The sequence below is a fragment of the Stenotrophomonas sp. STK17_22 genome (assembly GCF_051983905.1).
Classification (GTDB): domain Bacteria; phylum Pseudomonadota; class Gammaproteobacteria; order Xanthomonadales; family Xanthomonadaceae; genus Stenotrophomonas; species Stenotrophomonas maltophilia_A.
This window is the reverse complement of sequence record NZ_CP197010.1, coordinates 1,444,290-1,465,813: the sequence shown is the minus strand read 5'-3', so window position 1 is coordinate 1,465,813 and position 21,524 is coordinate 1,444,290. Positions and strand designations below refer to the sequence as shown.

General features: G+C 67.0%; 18 protein-coding genes. All 18 read left to right on the top strand.

The annotated features are described in order from the left end of the window. The first annotated feature begins 161 nt into the window (after positions 1–161). The 18 genes from ACSYS9_RS06645 to dnaE all read left to right on the top strand — a co-directional run bounded on the left by ACSYS9_RS06645 (position 162) and on the right by dnaE (position 21,464). Positions 162–380 (top strand): hypothetical protein, encoded by a 219-nt coding sequence (locus ACSYS9_RS06645; protein ID WP_071228441.1) that lies wholly within the window; start codon positions 162–164, stop codon positions 378–380. Next, the gene (locus ACSYS9_RS06640) at positions 380–1,078 is read left to right on the top strand and encodes a fimbrial biogenesis chaperone (protein WP_071228442.1); all 699 of its coding nucleotides are present in this window, start codon (positions 380–382) and stop codon (positions 1,076–1,078) included. Before ACSYS9_RS06645 ends, ACSYS9_RS06640 begins: the two co-directional genes overlap by 1 nt. A gap of 221 nt (positions 1,079–1,299) precedes the next feature. Next, positions 1,300–2,106: a 30S ribosomal protein S2 gene (gene rpsB / locus ACSYS9_RS06635; protein WP_005408748.1), complete on the top strand. Its 807-nt coding sequence runs from the start codon at positions 1,300–1,302 to the stop codon at positions 2,104–2,106. A 126-nt stretch (positions 2,107–2,232) separates the two neighbouring features. Next, positions 2,233–3,108, top strand: coding sequence for a translation elongation factor Ts (gene tsf, locus ACSYS9_RS06630; protein WP_032127939.1), 876 nt, complete (start codon positions 2,233–2,235; stop codon positions 3,106–3,108). A 270-nt stretch (positions 3,109–3,378) separates the two neighbouring features. Further along, positions 3,379–4,917: a GGDEF domain-containing protein gene (locus ACSYS9_RS06625; RefSeq protein ID WP_049399536.1), complete on the top strand. Its 1,539-nt coding sequence runs from the start codon at positions 3,379–3,381 to the stop codon at positions 4,915–4,917. Between the two features lie 121 nt (positions 4,918–5,038). After that, entirely contained in the window at positions 5,039–5,767 is a 729-nt protein-coding gene (pyrH, locus tag ACSYS9_RS06620) for a UMP kinase (protein ID WP_012510513.1), read from the top strand. Between the two features lie 96 nt (positions 5,768–5,863). Continuing rightward, the gene (gene frr / locus ACSYS9_RS06615; RefSeq protein ID WP_032127942.1) at positions 5,864–6,418 is read left to right on the top strand and encodes a ribosome recycling factor; all 555 of its coding nucleotides are present in this window, start codon (positions 5,864–5,866) and stop codon (positions 6,416–6,418) included. A 5-nt stretch (positions 6,419–6,423) separates the two neighbouring features. Further along, positions 6,424–7,191 (top strand): polyprenyl diphosphate synthase, encoded by a 768-nt coding sequence (uppS, locus tag ACSYS9_RS06610; RefSeq protein WP_071228443.1) that lies wholly within the window; start codon positions 6,424–6,426, stop codon positions 7,189–7,191. After that, positions 7,188–8,024, top strand: a complete 837-nt coding sequence (locus tag ACSYS9_RS06605) for a phosphatidate cytidylyltransferase (RefSeq protein WP_010486331.1) — start codon at positions 7,188–7,190, stop codon at positions 8,022–8,024. Before uppS ends, ACSYS9_RS06605 begins: the two co-directional genes overlap by 4 nt. A gap of 2 nt (positions 8,025–8,026) precedes the next feature. After that, the gene (locus ACSYS9_RS06600; protein ID WP_071228444.1) at positions 8,027–9,217 is read left to right on the top strand and encodes a 1-deoxy-D-xylulose-5-phosphate reductoisomerase; all 1,191 of its coding nucleotides are present in this window, start codon (positions 8,027–8,029) and stop codon (positions 9,215–9,217) included. Between the two features lie 55 nt (positions 9,218–9,272). Then, the gene (gene rseP / locus ACSYS9_RS06595) at positions 9,273–10,631 is read left to right on the top strand and encodes an RIP metalloprotease RseP (protein ID WP_071228445.1); all 1,359 of its coding nucleotides are present in this window, start codon (positions 9,273–9,275) and stop codon (positions 10,629–10,631) included. A 74-nt stretch (positions 10,632–10,705) separates the two neighbouring features. Continuing rightward, positions 10,706–13,069 carry an outer membrane protein assembly factor BamA gene (gene bamA, locus ACSYS9_RS06590; RefSeq protein WP_049463624.1) on the top strand — a complete coding sequence of 788 codons (2,364 nt, stop codon included), beginning with the start codon at positions 10,706–10,708 and terminating at the stop codon, positions 13,067–13,069. Positions 13,070–13,451: 382 nt separating this feature from the next. Then, a complete protein-coding gene (gene lpxD / locus ACSYS9_RS06585; RefSeq protein ID WP_071228446.1) occupies positions 13,452–14,474 on the top strand; it encodes a UDP-3-O-(3-hydroxymyristoyl)glucosamine N-acyltransferase in 1,023 nt (340 codons plus the stop codon). Beyond that, entirely contained in the window at positions 14,471–14,929 is a 459-nt protein-coding gene (fabZ, locus tag ACSYS9_RS06580) for a 3-hydroxyacyl-ACP dehydratase FabZ (protein WP_005408737.1), read from the top strand. The genes lpxD and fabZ overlap by 4 nt, the downstream gene beginning before the upstream one ends. Before the next feature lie 16 nt (positions 14,930–14,945). Beyond that, the gene (gene lpxA / locus ACSYS9_RS06575) at positions 14,946–15,737 is read left to right on the top strand and encodes an acyl-ACP--UDP-N-acetylglucosamine O-acyltransferase (RefSeq protein WP_071228447.1); all 792 of its coding nucleotides are present in this window, start codon (positions 14,946–14,948) and stop codon (positions 15,735–15,737) included. 53 nt (positions 15,738–15,790) lie between these two features. Next, the gene (gene lpxB / locus ACSYS9_RS06570) at positions 15,791–16,993 is read left to right on the top strand and encodes a lipid-A-disaccharide synthase (RefSeq protein WP_100437555.1); all 1,203 of its coding nucleotides are present in this window, start codon (positions 15,791–15,793) and stop codon (positions 16,991–16,993) included. Next, complete coding sequence (locus tag ACSYS9_RS06565) at positions 16,990–17,658, top strand: ribonuclease HII (RefSeq protein ID WP_049461544.1); 669 nt, start codon at positions 16,990–16,992, stop codon at positions 17,656–17,658. Before lpxB ends, ACSYS9_RS06565 begins: the two co-directional genes overlap by 4 nt. A gap of 218 nt (positions 17,659–17,876) precedes the next feature. Continuing rightward, positions 17,877–21,464 (top strand): DNA polymerase III subunit alpha, encoded by a 3,588-nt coding sequence (gene dnaE / locus ACSYS9_RS06560; RefSeq protein ID WP_071228448.1) that lies wholly within the window; start codon positions 17,877–17,879, stop codon positions 21,462–21,464. The last annotated feature ends 60 nt before the right edge of the window (positions 21,465–21,524 follow it).

Here is a 21,524-nt window from a genome sequence, read left to right as displayed (position 1 = left end):
TCCGGTAGATCCACGCCGTGCGTGGATGCGCGCATCCCTCCTGCGCCAGGACCAGTCGACTGGCAGTCGAGCCTACAGATTCGGCCGATCCGGCCGATACCGCGCAACGGGTCCTACAGTACGGTGGATGGCAGGTGGTTCGCGCACTTCTAATCGGGGCGATGCTGGTCGCCAGTATGCCCGCGTGGGCCGATCCCGGCAGCACCTCCCTGCAGATCCGGCTGACTGTGGTCGAGGGCTGCAGCAGTGATGCCGGCAACACCCGATGCGCGGCACCGCACCGGCGCAGCGACGCGCCCGAGCTTCCGCAACAGATCCGCGACCTCGCGCCGCCGGCCGACAGCGACGACGCGGCGCCTGCCGTGACCCTCATCTACTGATGCGCATCCTGCTGAGCCTGCTGGCACTGCTGCTGGCACTGCCCGCTGCGGCGCTGGACCTGGTGCCCACCACCCTGCAGCTGCCCGCCGAAGGGGGGCACGGCGAGCTGTGGCTGTACAACCCCGGGCCCGGCCGCTGGCAGGGCGAGGTTCGGATCCTGGCCTGGGAACAGCAGGTCGATGCGGAAAAGCTGCGGCCCAGCGACCAGATCCTGGCCAGCCCCGCCCGGCTCGACCTCCCGCCCGGCACCCGTCAACGCATCTGGCTGCTGCCTCGGGAGACGTCGCCCGTTGCCGTCGAGCAGGCCTACCGGGTGATCCTGAGCCCCAGCGGACCGGACCTGCCACGCTACTCGCTCCCCTTGTTCCGGGGGCATGCGGCGCCCCTGGCGCGGCCGGACCTGCATGCCGGGATAGAGCCCGGAACGTCGCAGCCCCTTCTGCGACTGCATAACGCAGGCACGGTACACGCCCGCCTGCACGATCTTGCGTTCGTCGCCGGCGATGGACGCCGCACCCTGCTGCTGCCGGGACTGGCCGGCTACCTGCTGGCGGGCCGGGAACGCCGCTGGGCCCTCTCCGTCCATGCCGACGGCTATGCCGGTGGCCATTTCCAGGCCCGGCTGCAGGACGGCCGCGTGGTCGATCTCACCGCGCCGGACCCGGCAATTGCAGCGAGCGCTCCCAGCGGGCTATAATCGACCGGATTCCTGCCGCCTGCGTGCGCGGGAGACCGTCCACACCGGACGTCACCGGTGAATCCACACCTGCTGCCCCCATCCGTGCCGGGGTGCTCCGTCAAGGAGTTCGGCCACGGAGGCAACAGGGAAGCCCAACCCCCGGAACCATCCGCGCTTCCACGCGTCCCGCATACCTATCCCGCGGGCGGAAACGCCGGTTCCATATCAGGAGTATTGCAATGCCCCAGGTCACCATGCGTCAGATGCTGGAAGCCGGCGTCCACTTCGGCCACCAGACCCGCTACTGGAACCCGAAGATGGCTCCGTACATCTTCGGCGCCCGCGGCAAGATCCACATCATCAACCTGGAAAAGACCGTCCCGCTGTTCAACGATGCGATGAACTTCATCTCGTCGGTTGCCCAGAAGCGCGGCACCGTCCTGTTCCTGGGCACCAAGCGCAGCGCCCGCGAAACCATCAAGGAAGAAGCCGAGCGTTGCGGCATGCCGTTCATGAACCAGCGTTGGCTGGGCGGCACCCTGACCAACTTCCGTACCGTCAAGCAGTCGGTTGCCCGCCTGAAGGAACTGGAAGCCGGTGAAACCGACGGCACCTTCGAGAAGCTGGTCAAGCACGAAGTGCTGGGCCTGCGTCGCGAGCGCGACAAGCTGGAAGCCTCGCTGGGCGGCATCAAGGACATGAACCGTCTGCCGGACGCCATCTTCGTGATCGACATCGGCCACGAAGACATCGCGATCAAGGAAGCCAAGAAGCTGGGCATCCCGGTCATCGCCGTGGTCGACACCAACTACAACCCGGAACTGGTGGACTACGCCATCCCGGGCAACGACGACGCCATCCGCGCTGTGCAGCTGTACGCCCGCGCCGCTGCCGACGCCGTGCTGGAAGGCAAGGCTGCTGCTCCGCACGCTGCTTCGGTGCGTGAGGAAGAGTTCGCCGAAGCCGCTGCTGAAGGCGAAGAGAAGCCGGCCCGCCGCGCTCCGGCCAAGAAGGCTGCCAAGAAGGGCGACGACGCCCAGGCCTGATCCAGGCCCCGGGGTGGACGCCCGGCGTCCACCCTCCCTGCGCGCAGCCTTTGGCGCGTGACAGGACCGTGTCACACGGGCCGGCCACCATGCCGGCCCAACCCCTTTCTTTCGTGAGGTAATCCCGTGGAAATCACTGCTTCCCTGGTCAAGGAACTGCGCGAGCGCACCGGCGCCGGCATGATGGAATGCAAGAAGGCTCTCACCGAAGCCAACGGCGACATCAACGCTGCTGCTGAAGCCATGCGCAAGTCCGGCGCTGCCAAGGCCGACAAGAAGGCTGACCGCGTGGCCGCCGAAGGCCGTCTGGGCCTGGCCCAGGATGGCGGCAAGGCCGTGCTGGTCGAAGTCAACTCGGAAACCGACTTCGTCGCCAACGATGACAACTTCAAGTCCTTCGTCAATGCCGTCGCCGCTGCCGCCCTGGCATCGGGCGCCAACGACGTCGAAGCCGTGAAGGCTGCCAAGCTGGCCGATGGCCGCACCGTTGAAGAAGCCCGCGCCACCGCCGTGCAGACCCTGGGTGAAAACATCCAGATCCGTCGCATGGTGAAGGTTGATGGCAACAACACCATCGGCGCCTACGTCCACACCAACGGCAAGGTTGGCGTGCTGGTCGACCTGGTCGGCGGCGACGTCGAGCTGGCCCGTGGCCTGGCCATGCACGTGGCAGCCCTGAAGCCGCCGCACAACAAGGCTGCGGACGTCCCGGCCGAGTTCGTCGAGAAGGAAAAGGAAATCGAGCTGGCCAAGATGTCCGAAAAGGACAAGGCCAAGCCGGCCGAGATCCTGGAAAAGATCATCAGCGGCAAGATCAACAAGATCGTCAGCGACGTGACCCTGTACGGCCAGACCTACGTGCTGGGCGACACCACCGTCGAGCAGGTGGTCAAGGCCGCTGGCGCCGACGTGGCTGGCTTCAAGCTGCTGATCGTCGGCGAAGGCATCGAGAAGGTGGTGGAAGACTACGCCGCTGAAGTTGCCAAGGCGATGCAGGTCTGATTCCAGCCTTCCGACTGTGAAGCGACCAGAAGGAGCCGCGGGAAACCGCGGCTCTTTTTTTTATGCCGGCGGGCCTATGGGTGCCCTTCACCTGTGGGTGGCCGAATCTGTGGGTGCACACCGTTGGTGCGCACACCGGCACCTTTGCGTTGCGCGCGAATCAAGCCGATACTCGGCGCAGGGAATCCACAGTCACATAGCAGGAACGAAAATCGCGGACTGTGATGCATTCCTAGGTATTCTTGTCCCAATGGAATTGAACGACCCGACATGCCTCCCGAGCTGACAGCTGCCCTGGCGCTCTGCCGCAACCTGCCCTCGCCACCCGGTATTGCCCTGCGCATCATCGAGCTGGCCCAGGACCCGGAAGCGGACATCGCCACCGCCGCCGACATCATCGCCATCGACATGGCGCTGAGCGCTCGCATGCTGCGCATCGCCAATTCGCCGCTGTACGCCAGCCGCCGCCGCATCGAGAACCTCGGCCAGGCGCTGACCATGCTCGGCCTGAATGCCACGATCAGCCTCGCCCTCGGCTTCACCGTCACCCAGGGCCTGACCGGTGGCGGCGGTGCCGACCACGACCTGCGCCAGCGCGCGTGGAAGCGCAGCATTCTCAGCGCCCTGGCCGCCAGCCAGCTGGGCCAGGCGCGCGGCCTGCGCCGGCTGGAGGAACTGATGCTGGCCGGGCTGCTGCAGGACCTGGGCGTGCTGTGCCTGGCCCAGGCCGAATCGGAGCGCTACCTGCCACTGCTGCGCGAAGCCCGTGACAATACCGATCTGGTCGCACGCGAGCGCGAGGAACTGGGCTGCAGCCACGCCGATGTCGGCGCCTGGGTGGCCGAACAGTGGGGCCTGCCGCGCTACCTGGTGGAAAGCATCAGCCACAGCGAGGACGACGACGCTGCCGATTCGCCGTTCCAGGCGTGCGTGCAGCTGTCCGGCGCTGTCGCCGACATCTGGCTGGACGAAGACGCCGATGCCGCCCGCGAACGCGCTCTGCACCAGGTGCATGACCGGCTGGAGCTCGACAGCGCCCGTTTCGATCAGGTGCTGACCCGCATCAGCGATGCCCTTCCGGATATCGCCAGCCTGTTCGAGGCCGGCCTGAACTCGCCCTCGCGGGTCAGGGAGCTGATCGACCACGCGCAGGAGCTGGCCACCCTGCGCAACCTGCGCGAGCTGCAGGATGCCGATCAGGCACGCCGCCGCGCCGACGAATTCGAGGCGCGGGCCAAGCGCCTGGCCGACCAGGCCCACCGCGACGCCCTGACCGGCGTGCTCAACCGCCGCCAGCTGGAGGCGGTGCTGGAACAGGAGTTCCTGCGCGCCGGGCGTCAGGGCTGGCCGCTGTCGGTGGCCTTCATCGACCTGGACGACTTCAAGAAAATCAATGATGCCCACGGCCACCTGACCGGCGACGAGGTGCTGCGCGCCTTTGCCGGCAAGCTGCAGGGCCAGCTGCGCAACAGCGACACCGTGGCCCGCTTCGGTGGCGAGGAATTCGTCGCGCTGCTGCCCAACACCAGTGAATCGGTGGCGCTGGACGTGATCCGGCGTGTGCTGGCCAACATCGTCGCCACGCCGATGGCCGAGCTGGAGGGAGGCCCGCTGTTCGTCACCTTCTCCGCCGGCGTGGCCACCCAGGGCGGCTACGAACGCTTTGCCGACGTGCAGGACCTGCTGCGCGCAGCCGACGATGTGCTGTACCGCTCGAAGAACCTGGGCCGCAACCGGGTGATCGCCCGCTCCCCCGGCGCCCTCGGCCACGACGAGCTTTCAGCCACCGCCGGCGCCGAGCTGGGCTGAACGGGACGCCCCGCGTGAGCGGGGCGGACGGCAGGATTTCGCGCCGCAGTGCACAAAACACTTTGGCCCAACGCCGCATGCGCGTAGAATCGCCCGCGATTTCCACGCACCCGAGGTCCCTATGTCCAAGCTCGCCTATCGTCGCATCCTTCTGAAACTGTCCGGGGAGGCGCTGATGGGAGATGAGGACTACGGCATCGACCCGAAGATCATCAATCGCCTGGCCCGTGAGGTCATCGAAGCCCAGCAGGCCGGTGCCGAAGTGGCGCTGGTGATCGGCGGCGGCAACATCTTCCGCGGCGCCGGCCTGGCCGCTGGCGGCATGGACCGGGTCACCGGCGACCAGATGGGCATGCTGGCCACGGTCATCAACGCCCTGGCCATGCAGGACGCCCTGGAAAAGCTGGGCGCCAAGGCCCGCGTGATGAGCGCGATCAAGATCAACGACGTGTGCGAGGACTACATCCGCCGCCGCGCCATCCGCCACCTGGAAAAGGGCCGCCTGGTGATTTTCGCCGCCGGCGTCGGCAGCCCGTTCTTCACCACCGACTCCGGCGCCGCGCTGCGTGCGATCGAGATCGGTGCCGACCTGCTGCTGAAGGCCACCAAGGTCGATGGCGTGTACGACAAGGACCCGAACAAGTACAGCGACGCGGTCCGCTTCGACAGCCTGAGCTACGACGAAGTGATCCGCCGCGGCCTGGAAGTGATGGATACCGCCGCCTTCGCGCTGGCCCGCGACAGCGACCTGCCGATGCGCGTGTTCGACATGGGCCAGCCCGGTGAGCTGCTGAAGATCCTCAACGGCGAGAACATCGGCACCCTGGTCCAGGGCCGCGATCCGGCCTGAGCCTGAGCGCCAGGCGAGCTGCGGGCCGATTCAGGCCCGGCAGCGTCCCGTATTCGCCTATAATCGCCCGATTCCAGTTACACCCAGGACCGGGCGATGCTCAACGACATCAAGAACAACGCGCAGACGCGCATGGCCAAGAGCATCGACGCTCTGAAGCACACCCTCACCTCGATCCGCACCGGCCGCGCCACCCCGGCCCTGCTGGACCGCGTCACGGTCAGCGCCTATGGCAACGCCAGCACCCCGCTGAACCAGGTCGCATCGATCTCCAACGCCGACGCCCACTCGCTGCTGGTCACGCCGTTCGACAAGAGCATGATCAAGGAGATCGAAAAGGGTCTCTACAACGCCGAGTTCACCCCGAACACCCTGGGCACCGCGATCCGCATCAACATGCCGCCGCCGACCGAAGAGCGCCGCAAGGAGCTGGCCAAGCAGGTGCAGAAGGAAGGCGAAGGCGCCAAGATCGCGATCCGCAACATCCGTCAGGACGCGAACAAGGAAATCGCCAAGCTGGTCAAGGACAAGGCGATCAGCGAAGACGAGAAGAAGCGCGGTGAGGACGACATCCAGAAGTTGACCGACACCAACATCAAGGACGTCGACAAGGTCGTTGCCGACAAGGAAAAAGAACTGCTGTCGGTCTGAAGTCGATGCCTTCAGTCCCGCCTCCGTTGCCGGCCGCCCTGCCCCGCCACATTGCCATCATCATGGATGGCAATGGACGCTGGGCACAGCAGCGCCGTCGTCCGCGTGTGATCGGCCACCGGGCCGGCGCGCGTGCGGTCAACCGCACCATCGAGCGCTGCCTTGAGCTGGGCATTCCGGCGCTGACCCTGTTCGCGTTTTCCAGCGAGAACTGGGGCCGGCCGCAGGAAGAAGTCGATGCGTTGATGAAGCTGTTCCTCGGCGCGCTCGACCGCGAAGTGGACGAGCTGCATCGGCGTGGCGTGCGCGTGCGCTTCATCGGCGAGCGCGAACGCTTCGGTGCCGGGCTGGTCAGCCGCATGCAGCTGGCCGAGCAGCGCACCGCAGACAACACCACCCTGACCCTGTCGATCGCCGCCAGCTACGGTGGCCGCCAGGACATCGCCCGTGCCGCGCGCGCGCTGGCCACTGAAGTCGCCGCCGGCCGCCTGCTGCCCGAACAGATCGACGAATCGCTGCTGGGCAGCCAGGTCGCCCTGGCCGACCTAGCGCCACCGGACCTGTTCATCCGCACCGGTGGCGACACCCGCATCAGCAACTTCCTGCTGTGGCAGCTGGCGTACACCGAGCTGTGGTTCACCGAGGCGCTGTGGCCAGACTTCGATCCCGCCCTGCTGCAGCAGGCGCTGGACGCCTACGGCAGCCGTGAGCGTCGTTTCGGCCTGACCAGCGCCCAGATCGCCGCACTGGCCACCGAGACTTCCAGCCCATGACCAAGACCCGAGTCCTTGCCGCGCTGATCATGGCGCCGGTCGCCATTGCCGCGATCCTGCTGCTGCCGACCCAATGGCTGGCAGCGGCGGCCGCTGCGGTGCTGCTGATCGGCCTGTGGGAGTGGCTGAAGCTGGCCGGCATCGAAGACACCCTGGCGCGCACCGTGCTGCTGGTACTGAACCTGCTGCTGATGGTGCTGCTGGTGTGGGCCGATGGCAGCACGCTGGTGCTGTTCCAGATCACCACATTGGCCGGTGTTGCCTGGTGGCTGGCGGCGCTGGTCTGGCTGCGCTTCTTCAATTTCGGCGCGCAACCCTCGGCACCCTCGCGCATCGTGAAGATGCTGGCCGGTACGCTGGCCATCGTTCCGGCCTGGGCCGCGCTGGTGCTGATCCATGCGGGCGGCGATCCGCCGGGCAAGCAGGGTCACCTGTGGCTGCTGGCTGCGCTGGCACTGGTCTGGGCGGCCGATTCGGGCGCCTATTTCGCCGGCCGTCACTTCGGCAAGCACAAGCTGGCCCCGCGCATCAGCCCCAACAAGACCTGGGAAGGCCTGTTCGGCGGCCTGCTGGCCGGTGTCGCCGTGGCCGTCGGCCTGGGCTGGCTGGCCGGCATCGATACCGCACACCTGCCGGGCCTGCTGATCACTTCGGTGGTGGCCGTATTCGCCTCGGTGCTGGGTGATCTGTTCGAAAGCCTGATCAAGCGCCACGCGGGCGCCAAGGACTCGGGCCACCTGATTCCGGGCCATGGTGGCGTACTCGACCGTGTCGACGGCGTCCTGGCTGCAGTGCCGGTGTTCGCACTCGGCAAGGAAATCTTCGGGTTCTGACCATGAATGCTGTCGCAGACCTGCGCCGGGTCGCCGTATTCGGCGCCACCGGCTCGATCGGTGCCTCCACGCTGGACGTGATCGCCCGCCACCCGCAGCGCTACCAGGCCACCGTGCTGGCCGCCGGTCGTCAGGTGCAGGCGTTGCTGGCACTGTGCCGCCAGCACCGGCCCGCGCACGCGGTGATCGCCGACGAATCGCTGTTCGCTGAGCTGCGCGATGGCCTGCGCGATGCCGGACTGGCCACCGAGGCGCATGCCGGCCATGCCGCGCTGGACCAGCTGGCCGCCAGCGATGCCTGCGACACCGTGGTCGCCGCCATCGTCGGTGCGGCCGGGCTGTCTTCCACCCTGGCCGCCGCCGCCGCGGGCAAGCGCATCCTGCTGGCCAACAAGGAATCGCTGGTGCTGGCCGGTGAGCTGCTGACCCGCACCGCAGAACGCGCCGGCGCCGAGATCATCCCGATCGACAGCGAACACAGCGCGATCTTCCAGTGCCTGCGCTCGCGCGATGCCAGCGTGGATGGCGCCGGCGTGCGCCGCATCCTGCTGACCGCCTCCGGCGGCCCGTTCCGTGGCCGCAGCCGCGCCGAGCTGGCCCAGGTCACCCCGGCCCAGGCCGTTGCCCACCCGAAGTGGTCGATGGGGCCGAAGATCTCGGTCGATTCGGCGACGTTGATGAACAAGGGCCTGGAAGTGATCGAGGCCCACCACCTGTTCGGCATCCCCGGTGAGCGCATCGAAGTGCTGGTGCACCCGCAGAGCCTGGTCCACTCGCTGGTCGAGTTCGTGGACGGCTCAACCCTGGCGCAGATGGGCCTGCCGGACATGCGCACCACACTGGCCGTTGGCCTGGGCTGGCCACAACGCATCGAATCGGGCGTATCCGGGCTGGATCTGCTGGCCCAGGGCCGGCTCGATTTCGAGGCCCCGGACACCGACGCCTTCCCCTGCCTGGCCCTGGCCTGGCAGGCGATGCGGGCCGGCGGCACCGCCCCGGCGGTGCTGAACGCTGCCAATGAAGAGGCGGTTTCAGCGTTTCTTCAGGGCCGGATCGGTTTCCTGACCATCCCGGAGCTGGTTGCTAACGCTCTTTCAACACTGCCGACCCTGCCAGCCGATACACTGGAGGTCCTGTTGTCCGCCGACCAGCGGGCACGCCAGCTGACCCTGAACGCCATCGACGCCGCCTGAACGACCGCCTCGCCCAGCATGACGACGCCGCCCCTGCCCGCCACTGTGAGCCTGCATGACTGACTTCATCGGATCGGTCTGGTGGATGATTGTCAGCCTCGGGCTGCTGGTCACGTTCCACGAGTTCGGGCATTACTGGGTCGGGCGCCTGTGCGGGGTCAAGATCCTGCGCTTCTCGGTCGGCTTCGGCCGGCCGCTGTGGTCGCGCCGGGACAGGAACGGCACCGAGTTCGCCATCGCCGCCATCCCGCTGGGCGGTTATGTGAAGTTCCTGGACGAGCGCGAGGTCGAAGTGCACCCGCACGAGCGCGGCCAGGCCTTCAACCACAAGACCGTCTGGCAGCGCATCGCCATCGTCGCCGCCGGACCGATCGCCAACCTGCTGCTGTGCATCCTGCTGCTGTGGGCGATGTTCGTGATCGGCAAGCAGGATTATTCGCCGACCATCGGCCGTGTCAGCGGCATCGCCGCCAGCGCCGGCCTGACCAGCGGCGACCGCGTGCTGCGCGTGGACGAGCGCCCGGTGGTCACCCTCGGCGAGGCCAGCATGGCGCTGACCGCCGCCGCGATGGACCGCCGCGACGTGAAGCTGGAAGTGCTGGACCCGACCGACCAGGTGCGCGTGCGCAGCCTGCCGCTGTCGCAGCTGCCCCCCGGCTTCGATGAACGGCGCGTGCCGATCCTGGCTGGCCTGTACTGGCAGTCGTGGCTGCAACCGGCGCTGGTCGAGTCACTCACCGCGGACTCCGTGGTGGCCGGGCAGCTGCAGCCGGGCGATCTGATCGTAGCGATCGACGGCCAGCGCATCGACGGCGCCGACCAGGTCATCGGCGAGATCCAGACGCTGGGCCGCGCCGGCGGCCCGGGCATGATCGAGGTCCTGCGGGGCGGCGAGCGCCTGGCGCTGGAAGTCACCCCGCGCCAGGGCAAGGATTCAAAGGGCGAGCCGATCTGGCAGATCGGCGTGCAGTTCCCGACCTCGTTCAGCCCTCCCTACGACACCCTGCTGCGCTATGGCCCGCTCGACGCGGTCACCGTAGCCGTGCGCGAAACCGGCCGCCTGGCGGCCGATTCGCTGGGAATGATGGGCCGCATTGTCACCGGCAAAGCCTCGCTGCAGAACGTTTCCGGGCCCGTCACCATCGCCCGGGTAGCCAACATCTCGGCCAAACGCGGCCTGGACTGGTTCCTGCAGTTCCTTGCCCTGCTGTCACTCAGCCTGTGCATCATCAACCTGTTGCCGATCCCGATCTTGGACGGCGGCCACCTGCTGTATTACCTTATCGAGTTGGTCAAGGGCAGCCCGCTGAGCGAGCGTGCCATCGCCGCCGGCCAGTACATCGGCCTGGCGTTGCTGGCCGGGCTGATGGGGTTGGCGTTCTACAACGACATCCTCGGCCTGGTCCCGCGATGAACTTTTCCACGTTGTTGCCGTCTACAGCGTCGGCATCCCGCACCAATGAAATCGACCTTCCTACCGGACGTGACATGACGCGACTCCCCAATCGCCGCCTGCTGGCCCTCGCCCTCGCCGCCGTCACCGGCGCTCCCGCCCTGGCCCAGGCAGCCGAGCCCTTCACTGTCAGCGACATCCGCGTGGATGGCCTGCAGCGCATCAGCTCGGGCACGGTATTCACCTACCTGCCGGTGGAGCGTGGCGAGACGGTCACCGACAACAAGGTCGGCGAGACCATCCGCGCCCTGTACAAGACCGGCTTCTTCGAAGACGTGCAGCTGGACCGCCAGGGCAGCATCCTGGTGGTGACCGTCAAGGAACGCCCGGCGATCAACAAGCTGACCGTGACCGGCAACAAGGACATCAAGTCCGAGCAGCTGCTCAAGGGCCTGTCCGACATCGGCCTGACCGAGGGCGGCACCTTCGATCGCCTGAGCCTGGACCGCGTGACCCAGGAACTGCGCCGCCAGTACAACGACCGCGGCAAGTACAACGTCGAGATCACCCCGACGGTGAGCCCGCTGGACCGCAACCGCGTGGACATCGCGATCGCCATCAAGGAAGGCAAGGCGGCCAAGATCCGTCACGTCAACCTGGTCGGCACCGAGAAGTTCGAGAGCAAGGACATCCTGGAGACCTGGGAGTCCAAGGAGCACAACTGGGCATCGTGGTACCGCCGTGACGACCAGTACTCCAAGGAAAAGCTGTCCGGCGACCTGGAAAAGCTCAATTCCTGGTACCTCGACCGCGGCTATGTCGACTTCAGCATTGATTCGACCCAGGTGTCGATCAGCCCCGACAAGCGCGACATGTTCCTCACCGCCGGCGTGACCGAAGGTGCGCAGTACAAGATCTCCGAGATCAAGGTCAGCGGCGACACGATCCTTCCGCAGGAGGACGTCGAGCGCATGGTGATCCAGAAGTCCGGCGACACGTTCTCGCGTGCGCTGCTGGAATTCAGCTCGGACACCATCACCAACTCGCTGTCCAACATCGGCTACGCGTTCGCCAAGGTGAACCCGATCCCGACCACCAACCGCCCCGAGCAGACCGTGGCGATCAACATGCAGGTCGTGCCCGGCCCGCGCGTGTCGGTGCGTCGCATCCTGTTCCGTGGCAACACGCGTACGTCCGACGAAGTGATGCGTCGCGAAATGCGCCAGTTCGAGAACAGCTGGTACTCGCAGGCCGCGATCGACCGCTCCAAGATCCGCCTGCAGCGCCTGGGCTACTTCGAGTCGGTGGACGTTGAAACCCCGGCCGTGAGCGGCAGCAACGACCAGGTCGACGTCGTCTACAACGTCAAGGAAACCACGTCCGGCAGCTTCGTGTTCGGCCTGGGCTACTCGCAGTCCTACGGCATGACCACCTCGGTGCAGCTGTCGCAGAACAACTTCCTCGGCGGCGGCAACCGCGTGTCGGTCGAAGCCTCGCGCAGCAGCTACCTGCAGCGCTACGGCTTCAGCTACACCAACCCGTACTTCACCGATGACGGCGTGTCGCTGGGCTACAACCTGTCCTGGCGCGAACTGGACTACTCCGACTTCAACACCGCGCAGTACAACAGCACCAATGGTTCGGCGCAGGTGGTGTTCGGCGTGCCGATCACCGAGACCGATACCGTCTCGCTGATGTTCGGCATCGACAGCAACCAGATCACCACCTACCAGGGTTCGACCCCGCAGTCGATCATCGACTACATCAACGCCGTCGGTAGGCGCACGTTCCATGCCTGGCGCACCGAGCTGGGCTGGGCGCGTGACTCGCGCAACGACTACTTCATGCCGACCCGCGGTACCTACCAGCGCATCGGCCTGGAAACCACGCTGCCGGGTTCGACCATCGAGTACTACAAGCTGAACTACCAGATCAGCAAGTACTGGCCGATCATGCCGTCGCTGGTGATCAACACCCGTGCCGAAGTGGGCTACGGCGATGCCTATGGCAACGACTACACCCGCACGCTGACCAACCCGGACGGCACCACCCGTACGGTGACCGCCAGCGGCCTGCCGTTCTTCGAGAACTTCTACGCCGGCGGTACCAACTCGGTGCGCGGCTTCGAAGACAACACCCTCGGCCCGCGCGAAGTCACCAACGGTTACCCGGAAGGCCAGCCGCTGGGTGGTTCGCTGAAGACCGTCGGTTCGGTCGAAGCCTACTTCCCGCGCCTGTTCGACAGCCCGTCGGCACGCGTGTCCGCCTTCGTCGACTTCGGTAACGTCTACAACGGCACCAAGAACTTCAAGGCCAACGAACTGCGCGTGTCCACCGGTGTGGCCCTGCTGTGGCGCGCCCCGGTCGGCCCGATCTCGATCAGCTACGCCTTCCCGCTGAAGAAGGAAGACGATGACAAGATCGAACGTCTGCAATTCACGTTCGGTGGCCAGTTCTGAGGAACGTCGTTCCTCAGAACTGATCCACCTCCGGTGAATTGCCCGCGCATTTCACCTATCCCCCGCGCCGCTGGCGCGCCCCCCTTAACAGAAGGGGGGCTCTCCACCAGACGGGATGCGAAGCGCCGGGCTCTGCCCGGCGTTTTCGTTTTTCAGATGACACTCCACGGCACGGGCTTTTGGCCGCGCTCGCGGGAAATTGTCCAGAGGCGGCGGGTGGCCCTGGACAGGACCGTTGGCGCCATGGATGGCGCCATCGAGCACCATGGAGGGGCTTTTGCGTGTCCTGGCCAGGGCCACCCGCCGCCTCCCGCCCGTACCAGGCAGGCGCCAAGCCCTGCCCCCGCATGACCGCAATGCCGTCACACGTTAAACTCCCGCCGTGAATACTCCCACCTACACCGCCCAGCAACTCGCCGAGCAGTTCGGCCTGCAGGTCCACGGCGACCCCGCCACCGCCATCCATGGCGTGGCCACCCTCGCCCATGCCGGTCCTGGCCAGCTGACCTTCCTCGCCAACCCGCGCTACCGCGCCCAACTGGCCGACAGCCAGGCCTCGCTGGTAGTCCTGCGTGCCGACGACGCCGAGGCCGCCCCCGGCGCCGCGCTCGTGGCCAACGACCCGTACACCACCTTCGCCAAGATCGCCGCGCTGTTCGACATCGCGCCGACGCGCCCGCCGGGCATCCACCCCAGCGCCGTCATCGATCCCAGCGCGCAGGTCGCCGCCAGCGCGCATATCGGCCCGTTCGTCTCCGTCGGCGCACGCAGCGTGGTCGGCGAAAACTGCATCATCGGCACTGGCAGCGTGATCGGCGAAGACTGCAGCCTGGACAACGGCTGCGAACTGATCGCGCGGGTCACCCTGGTCACCCGGGTCAAGCTCGGCAAGCGGGTTCGTGTGCATCCCGGTGCCGTGCTCGGCGCCGATGGCTTCGGCCTGGCCATGGACGCCGGCAAGTGGATCAAGGTGCCGCAGCTCGGCGGTGTGCGCATCGGCGATGACTGCGAGATCGGCGCCAACACCTGCGTCGACCGTGGTGCGCTGGAAGACACCGTGCTGGACGAAGACGTGCGCCTGGACAACCTGGTGCAGATCGCGCACAACGTGCAGATCGGTGCGCACTCGGCCATCGCCGGCTGCACCGGCATCGCCGGCAGCGCCAAGATCGGCCGCTACTGCCTGCTCGGCGGCCACGTTGGCGTGGTCGGCCACCTCGAGATCTGCGACAAGGTCGTGATCACCGGCAAGTCGGTGGTTCGCAATTCCATCCATGAGCCGGGCGAGTACTCGTCCGGCACCCCGTTGACCGACAACCGCACGTGGCGCAAGAACGCCGCGCGCTTCAAGCAGCTGGACGCATTGGCTCGCCGCGTCCTGGCTGCTGGCAAGGAGAAAGAATGAACGACACGCTGCAGCTTCCGATCGACGTCTGCCAGATCCAGGAACTGCTCCCGCACCGCTACCCGTTCCTGCTGGTGGACCGGGTGCTTGAGCTCGACATCGACGCCAAGCGCATCCTTGCGCAGAAGAACGTCAGCATCAACGAGCCGTTCTTCCAGGGCCACTTCCCGGGCCGCCCGATCATGCCCGGCGTGCTGATCATCGAAGCGCTGGCGCAGGCCGGTGGCGTGATGACCCAGCTGACGCTCGGCCGCGATGCGCAGTCCAAGCTGTTCTACATGGTCAAGGTGGAAAATGCCCGCTTCAACAAGCAGGTCGTTCCCGGCGACGTGCTGATGCTGGATGTGCAGATGAAGCGCCTGATCCGCAACATGGGCTGGTACTACGGCGAAGCCAAGGTCAACGGTGAAGTCGTTGCCTCGGCCGAAGTCATGTGCGCCGGCGCCAAGGGCTGATCCACTGGAGGCAGGAATGACTGACAACGCACCGCGGATCCACCCGACCGCCGTCATCGACCCGGCCGCGCGCCTGGCCGATGACGTCCAGGTGGGCGCGTTCACCCTGATCGGGGCCGATGTGGAAATCGGTGCCGGCACGGTGATCGGCCCCCACTGCAGCATCCACGGCCCGACGAAGATCGGCCGCGACAACCGCTTCATCGGCCACGCAGCCGTCGGTGGCGAACCGCAGGACAAGAAGTATGCAGGGGAGCGCACCGAGCTGGTGATCGGCGACCGCAATGTGTTCCGCGAGTTCGTCACGCTGAACCGTGGCACCGGCGGCGGCGGCGGCATCACCACCATCGGCGACGACAACTGGATGCTGGCCTACACGCACGTGGCGCATGACTGCCATGTCGGCAACTTCTGCGTGTTCTCCAACAACACCACCCTGGCCGGCCACGTGACCGTGGGTGACTACGTGATCATCAGCGGCTTCGCCGGGGCCCACCAGTTCTGCCGGATCGGCGCGCATGCCTTCCTCGGCATGGGCGCCCTGACCAATGGCGATGTTCCGCCGTTCACCATGGTCGGCACCGATTCGTTGGGCCGCCCGCGCGGCATCAACAGCGAAGGCCTGAAACGCCGCGGCTTCGACACCGAGCGCATTTCCGCCATCAAGCGTGCCTACCGCACGCTGTACGTGGCGGGCCTGCCACTGGCCGAAGCCAAGGTGCAGCTGACCGAACAGGCACGCGACAGCGATGACGTGAAGGCCATGCTGGACTTCATCGAGCACGCCGAGAGGCCCTTGCTGCGATGAGCAGCACGACCGGCCAGGCGCCGGCCGGCGCCGCCGTGATTCCGCTGGCCTCGATGGCCGGCAGCGTCCCCGCGCAGCGGGTGCTCAGCGAGCGCCCATTGCGGATCGCACTGGTGGCCGGTGAGGCCTCCGGTGATCTGCTGGGTGCGGGCCTGGTGCGCGAGCTGAAGGCACGCTTTCCGAATGCCGAATTCGCCGGCATCGGTGGCGATGCCATGCGCAGCGCCGGCTGCCTGACCTGGCACGATGCCAGCGAGCTGGCGGTGATGGGCCTGACCGAAGTACTGCGCCACCTGCCACGCCTGCTCAAGCTGCGTTCCGCGTTCCGCCAGCGTGCGCTGGAATGGCAACCGGACGTGTTCATCGGCATCGACGCGCCCGACTTCAACCTGGGCATCGAACGCTGGCTGAAGCAGCGCGGCGTGCGCACCGTGCATTACGTGAGCCCCTCGGTCTGGGCCTGGCGCGAGAAGCGCGCCGAGAAGATCGGCAGCAGCGCTGACCTGGTGCTGTGCCTGTTCCCGATGGAACCCCCGATCTATGCCAAGCACGGCATCGACGCACGCTTCGTTGGCCATCCGATGGCCGATGACATCCCCCTGCAGGGCAACCGCGAGGAAGCGCGCGCCGCGCTTGGCCTGCCGACGTCGGCCAAGGTGCTGGCAGTGTTGCCAGGCAGCCGCCTGGGCGAAATCTCGCGCCTCGGTGAACCCTTCTTCGAAGCCGCCTGGCAGGTCTCCGAGCGCATCCCCGGCCTGCACGTGGTGGTGCCTGCCGCCAACCCCGCATGCAAGCGGCTGATCGAAGAGCAGCTGTCGCGCTCGGCGCTGCCGGTCGCATACTCGCATGTGCTCGACGGCCAGGCGCGCAACGCCATGATCGCGGCTGACGTGGTGGTGCTGGCGTCCGGTACCGCGACCCTGGAGGCGATGCTGGTGAAGCGGCCGATGGTGGTCGGCTACCGTGTCAACGAGCTGACCTACCGTCTGGTCAAGGCATTCGGCCTGATCAAGGTCGACCGCTTCGCCCTGCCCAACATCCTGGCCGGCCAGGACCTGGCACCGGAGCTGATGCAGCATGACTGCACGCCGGACAAGCTGGCTGCGGCCATCCAGCAATGGTTCGACCACCCGCAGCGGGTGACCGACCTGCAGGACACCTATGCCCGCCTGCATGAGCGCCTGCGCCGCAATGCGTCGGCACGTGCCGCCGACGCCGTCGGCGAACTGCTGATGCGCGACCAGGCCCAGGCATGAGCCGCCGCCACGCCGCAGCGGCCAGCCTGACCCTGTTCGATGGCGCGGCGGTGGTCGAGCCGGAGCGCCTGGTCGCCGGCGTCGACGAAGCCGGTCGTGGCCCGCTGGCCGGGCCGGTCGCGGTGGCGGCCGTGGTGTTCGACCCGGCACGGCCGCGCATCAACGGCCTGGACGATTCCAAGCAGCTGACCGCGGCGCGCCGCGAGCAGCTGCATGACCGCATCATCGAGCGCGCCCTGGCCTGGCATGTGGTGCTGGTGGACGTGGACACCATCGACCGTCTGAACATCTACCAGGCCACCCTGCAGGGCATGCGCGACGTGGTCGCAGCGGTCGCCCACGTGGCCGGCTTCGCGCGCATCGATGGCAACGTGGTGCCCAAGGGTCTGGTACTGCCGGCGCAGGCGCTGGTCGGCGGCGATGGCATCGACCGCGCGATCATGGCCGCCTCGATCCTGGCCAAGGTCTCGCGCGACCGCTACATGCAGGAGGTGCATGCCCGCCATCCGCAGTACGGCTTCGAGCAGCACAAGGGCTACGGCACCCCGGCCCACCTGGCCGCCCTGCGCGAGCACGGCCCCTGCGTGGAGCACCGGCGCAGCTTCGCCCCGGTGCGCGAGTGCCTGGAAACGGCGCCAGCCCCCGCGATCACAGCCATCGCTTGAACAACGGCTGCCGGGTATCGTCCGGCGCTTTCACGGCAATGTGAACGCCTCCGCTGGCGCCGGGCCATGCCCGGCGACATTCGCGCAATCGGCGCACCGTCAAGTCCTTGTCGCTTCCCCCTGCCCTCGCTACCCTGACCGGGCACTCCAGCGCATCCCGACCCCGGCGACGATCTTCCGTCAGCACCCGGGGCCCGCGCGCTCCAACCTGGTCCGGCATGTCCAACTCCCGCTTCGTACATCTCCACGTCCACACCGAGTTCTCGCTGGCGGACTCGACCATCCGCGTGCCGGCCAAGCCCGACCAGGCGGACCCGAAGAAGGCCAAGCAGGCCAACCTGCTGTCGCGCTCGGTCGAGCTCGGCCTGCCCGCGCTGGCGGTGACCGACCTCAACAACCTGTTCGCCCTGGTCAAGTTCTACAAGGCCGCCGAAGGCGTGGGCATCAAGCCGATCGCGGGCGCCGACGTACTGATCGCCGAGGAAGGCCAGGACCCGTGGCGGATGACCCTGCTGTGCCGCGATCGCGAAGGCTACCTGAGCCTGTCGCGGCTGCTGACCCGCGCCTGGATGGAAGGTCATCGTCCGGAAGGCGGCGTGGCCGTGCACCCGGACTGGTTGAAGGCCGGCAATGCCAACCTGTTCGCGCTGGCCGGCCGGCAGAGCCTGGCCGGGCGCCTGGCGTTGGACGGCAAGCATGAACTGGCCGAGCAGCAGCTGGCCGACTGGCAGCGCGTGTTCGGCGATGGCCTGCACCTGGAGCTGACCCGCACCGGCCGCGAGGGCGAGGAAACCTTCAACCAGTTCGCGCTGATGGCGGCCGGCCAGCGTGGCCTGCCGGTGGTGGCCAGCAACGACGTACGCTTCCTGTCGCCGACGGATTTCAGCGCGCACGAAGCGCGCGTGTGCATTTCCACCGGCCGCGTGCTGGACGACCCCAAGCGCCCGCGCGAATACAGCGACCAGCAGTACCTGAAGTCGGCCGAGGAGATGTGCGCGCTGTTCGCCGACATCCCCGATGCGATCGACAACACGCTGGCGCTGGCCGAGCGCTGCAACATCGAGATGCGGCTGGGCACCTACTTCCTGCCCAACTACCCGGTGCCGGACGACGAGACCCTGGACACCTGGATCCAGAAGATGTCGCGCGATGGCCTGGAAGAGCGCCTGGAGAAGAATCCACTGGCGCCGGGCAAGACCCGCGAAGAGTATTTCGAGCGCCTGGAGTTCGAGCTCAACACCATCATCAAGATGGGCTTCCCGGGCTACTTCCTGATCGTGGCCGACTTCATCCAGTGGGGCAAGAACCAGGGCATTCCGATCGGCCCCGGCCGCGGTTCGGGTGCCGGTTCGCTGGTGGCCTGGGCGCTGAAGATCACCGATCTGGACCCGCTGCCGTACAACCTGCTGTTCGAGCGCTTCCTCAATCCGGAACGCGTGTCGATGCCCGACTTCGACATCGACTTCTGCATGGACCGCCGCGACGAGGTGATCGACTACGTCGCGCGCAAGTACGGGCGCGAGCGCGTCAGCCAGATCATCACCTACGGCACCATGGCCGCCAAGGCGGTGGTGCGCGACTCCGGCCGCGTGCTCGGTTTCCCGTACGGCCTGGTCGACGGTGTCTCCAAGCTGATCCCGAACATCCTCGGCATCCACCTGAAGGATGCGCTGGGCAAGGGCAAGGAAGGTCCCAGCTCGGAAATGGCCTCGGCCGAACTGATCCAGCGCTACGAGACCGAGGACGATGTCCGCGACCTGATCGACCTGGCGCTGCAGCTGGAAGACCTGACCCGCAACGCCGGCAAGCACGCCGGTGGCGTGGTGATCGGGCCGGAGCCGCTTAGCGAGTTCTGCCCGCTGTACGCCGAACACGACGAGAACGGACTCGGCAAGAACCCGGTCACCCAGTTCGACAAGAACGACGTGGAAGAAGTGGGCTTGGTGAAGTTCGACTTCCTCGGCCTGCGCACGCTGACCATCATCGACTGGGCGGTGAAGGCGATCAACAAGCGCCATGAGCGCGCCGGCATTCCGCCGGTGGACATCGCCGCGATCCCGCTGGACGACACGCCCACCTACAAGGACATCTTCGCCAACGGCAATACCGGCGCGGTGTTCCAGTTCGAATCCTCGGGCATGCGCCGCCTGCTGAAGGACGCGCGCCCCGACCGTTTCGAAGACCTGATCGCGCTGGTGTCGCTGTACCGCCCCGGCCCGATGGACCTGATTCCTTCGTTCAACGCGCGTAAGCACGGCCAGGAAGAAATCATCTATCCCGATCCGCGCACCGAAGCGATCCTGAAGGACACCTACGGCATCATGGTGTACCAGGAGCAGGTGATGCAGATGGCGCAGATCGTCGGCGGCTACTCGCTGGGCGGCGCCGACCTGCTGCGCCGCGCGATGGGCAAGAAGGTGCCGGCCGAAATGGCCAAGCACCGCGAGATCTTCCGCGAAGGTGCGGCCAAGGACGGTGTGGACGAAGCCAAGGCCGACGCGATCTTCGACCTGATGGAGAAGTTCGCCGGTTACGGCTTCAACAAGTCGCACGCCGCTGCCTATGCACTGGTCAGCTACCAGACCGCGTGGCTGAAGCGCCACTACCCGGCCGAGTTCATGGCGGCCACGCTGTCCTCGGACCTGGACAACACCGAGAAGGTGGTCGGCTTCCTGGACGAAGTGCGCAACCTCGGCCTGACCGTGCTGCCGCCGAAGGTGAACCACTCCGCCTTCATGTTCGAAGCCGTCACCCCGGACACCATCCAGTACGGTCTGGGCGCGATCAAGGGCGTCGGCCAGGGTGCCTGCGAAGCGGTGGTGGACGAGCGCCTGAAGGGTGGCGACTACAAGGACCTGCTCGACTTCTGCACCCGCGTCGGATCGGCCAAGCTCAACCGGCGCACGCTGGAAGCGATGATCAACTGCGGCGCACTGGATGAGCTCGGGCATAACCGCGCCTCGCTGATGCTGCAGCTGCCGGAAGTGATCAAGGCCACCGACCAGATGGCGCGCGAACGTGCGTCCGGGCAGAACTCGCTGTTCGGCGGCCCCGACCCGAGCGCGACCACGATCCAGCTGGATCTGCCTGAAGCCGAGGAATGGCCGCTGCTGCAGCGCCTGAACGGCGAGCGCGACACGCTGGGCTTCTACCTCAGCGGCCACCCGTTCGATCCCTGGCGCGACGATGTGCGCGACCTGGTCGGCAACGACCTGGGCTCGGTGGAGAAGATCTGGAGCGCCAACAGTGGCGGCGGCGGCGGCGAGAAGCGCTGGCGCCCGGAAGTACAGACCGTGCTGGCCGGCCAGGTGGTCGGCGTGCGCCGCAAGGGCGAGAGCCAGATCTTCATCCAGCTCGAGGATGGCCGCGGCCGCGTCGAGTGCAGCGCATTCTCCGACGCGATGGCCGAGTTCGGCCACCTGATGACCAAGGACCGCATCCTGGTGGTCAAAGGTGGCCTGCGCGAGGACGAGTTCAACGGCGGCTTCGCGCTGCGCATCCGCCAGTGCTGGGACTTCGACGAAGTCTGCGCCAACTACGCCACCCGGCTCTCGCTGCGCCTGGACCTGCGCCAGCAGCGCCCGGTCTGGGAGCGCATCGACGCCCTGCTCGACCGCCATCGCCCCGGCCGCACGCCGCTGCGCCTGGACCTGCTGCTGAAGGGGCCGCACGGCGGCGTCGCCGGCATGCTCGATGTGTCCGGGCAGAGCGCGGTACGCATCGATTCCAAGCTGATGGAGGCGCTGCGCGCCGACCCGGCCGTGCGCACCCTGAAGGTGCGCTACAGCCCGCCGTGGGCCAGCTGAAGCTGGCTCCCTGGTTTTGCTGAACCCCCTGCTTTCCCGTTCCATGTATCAAGGACGATT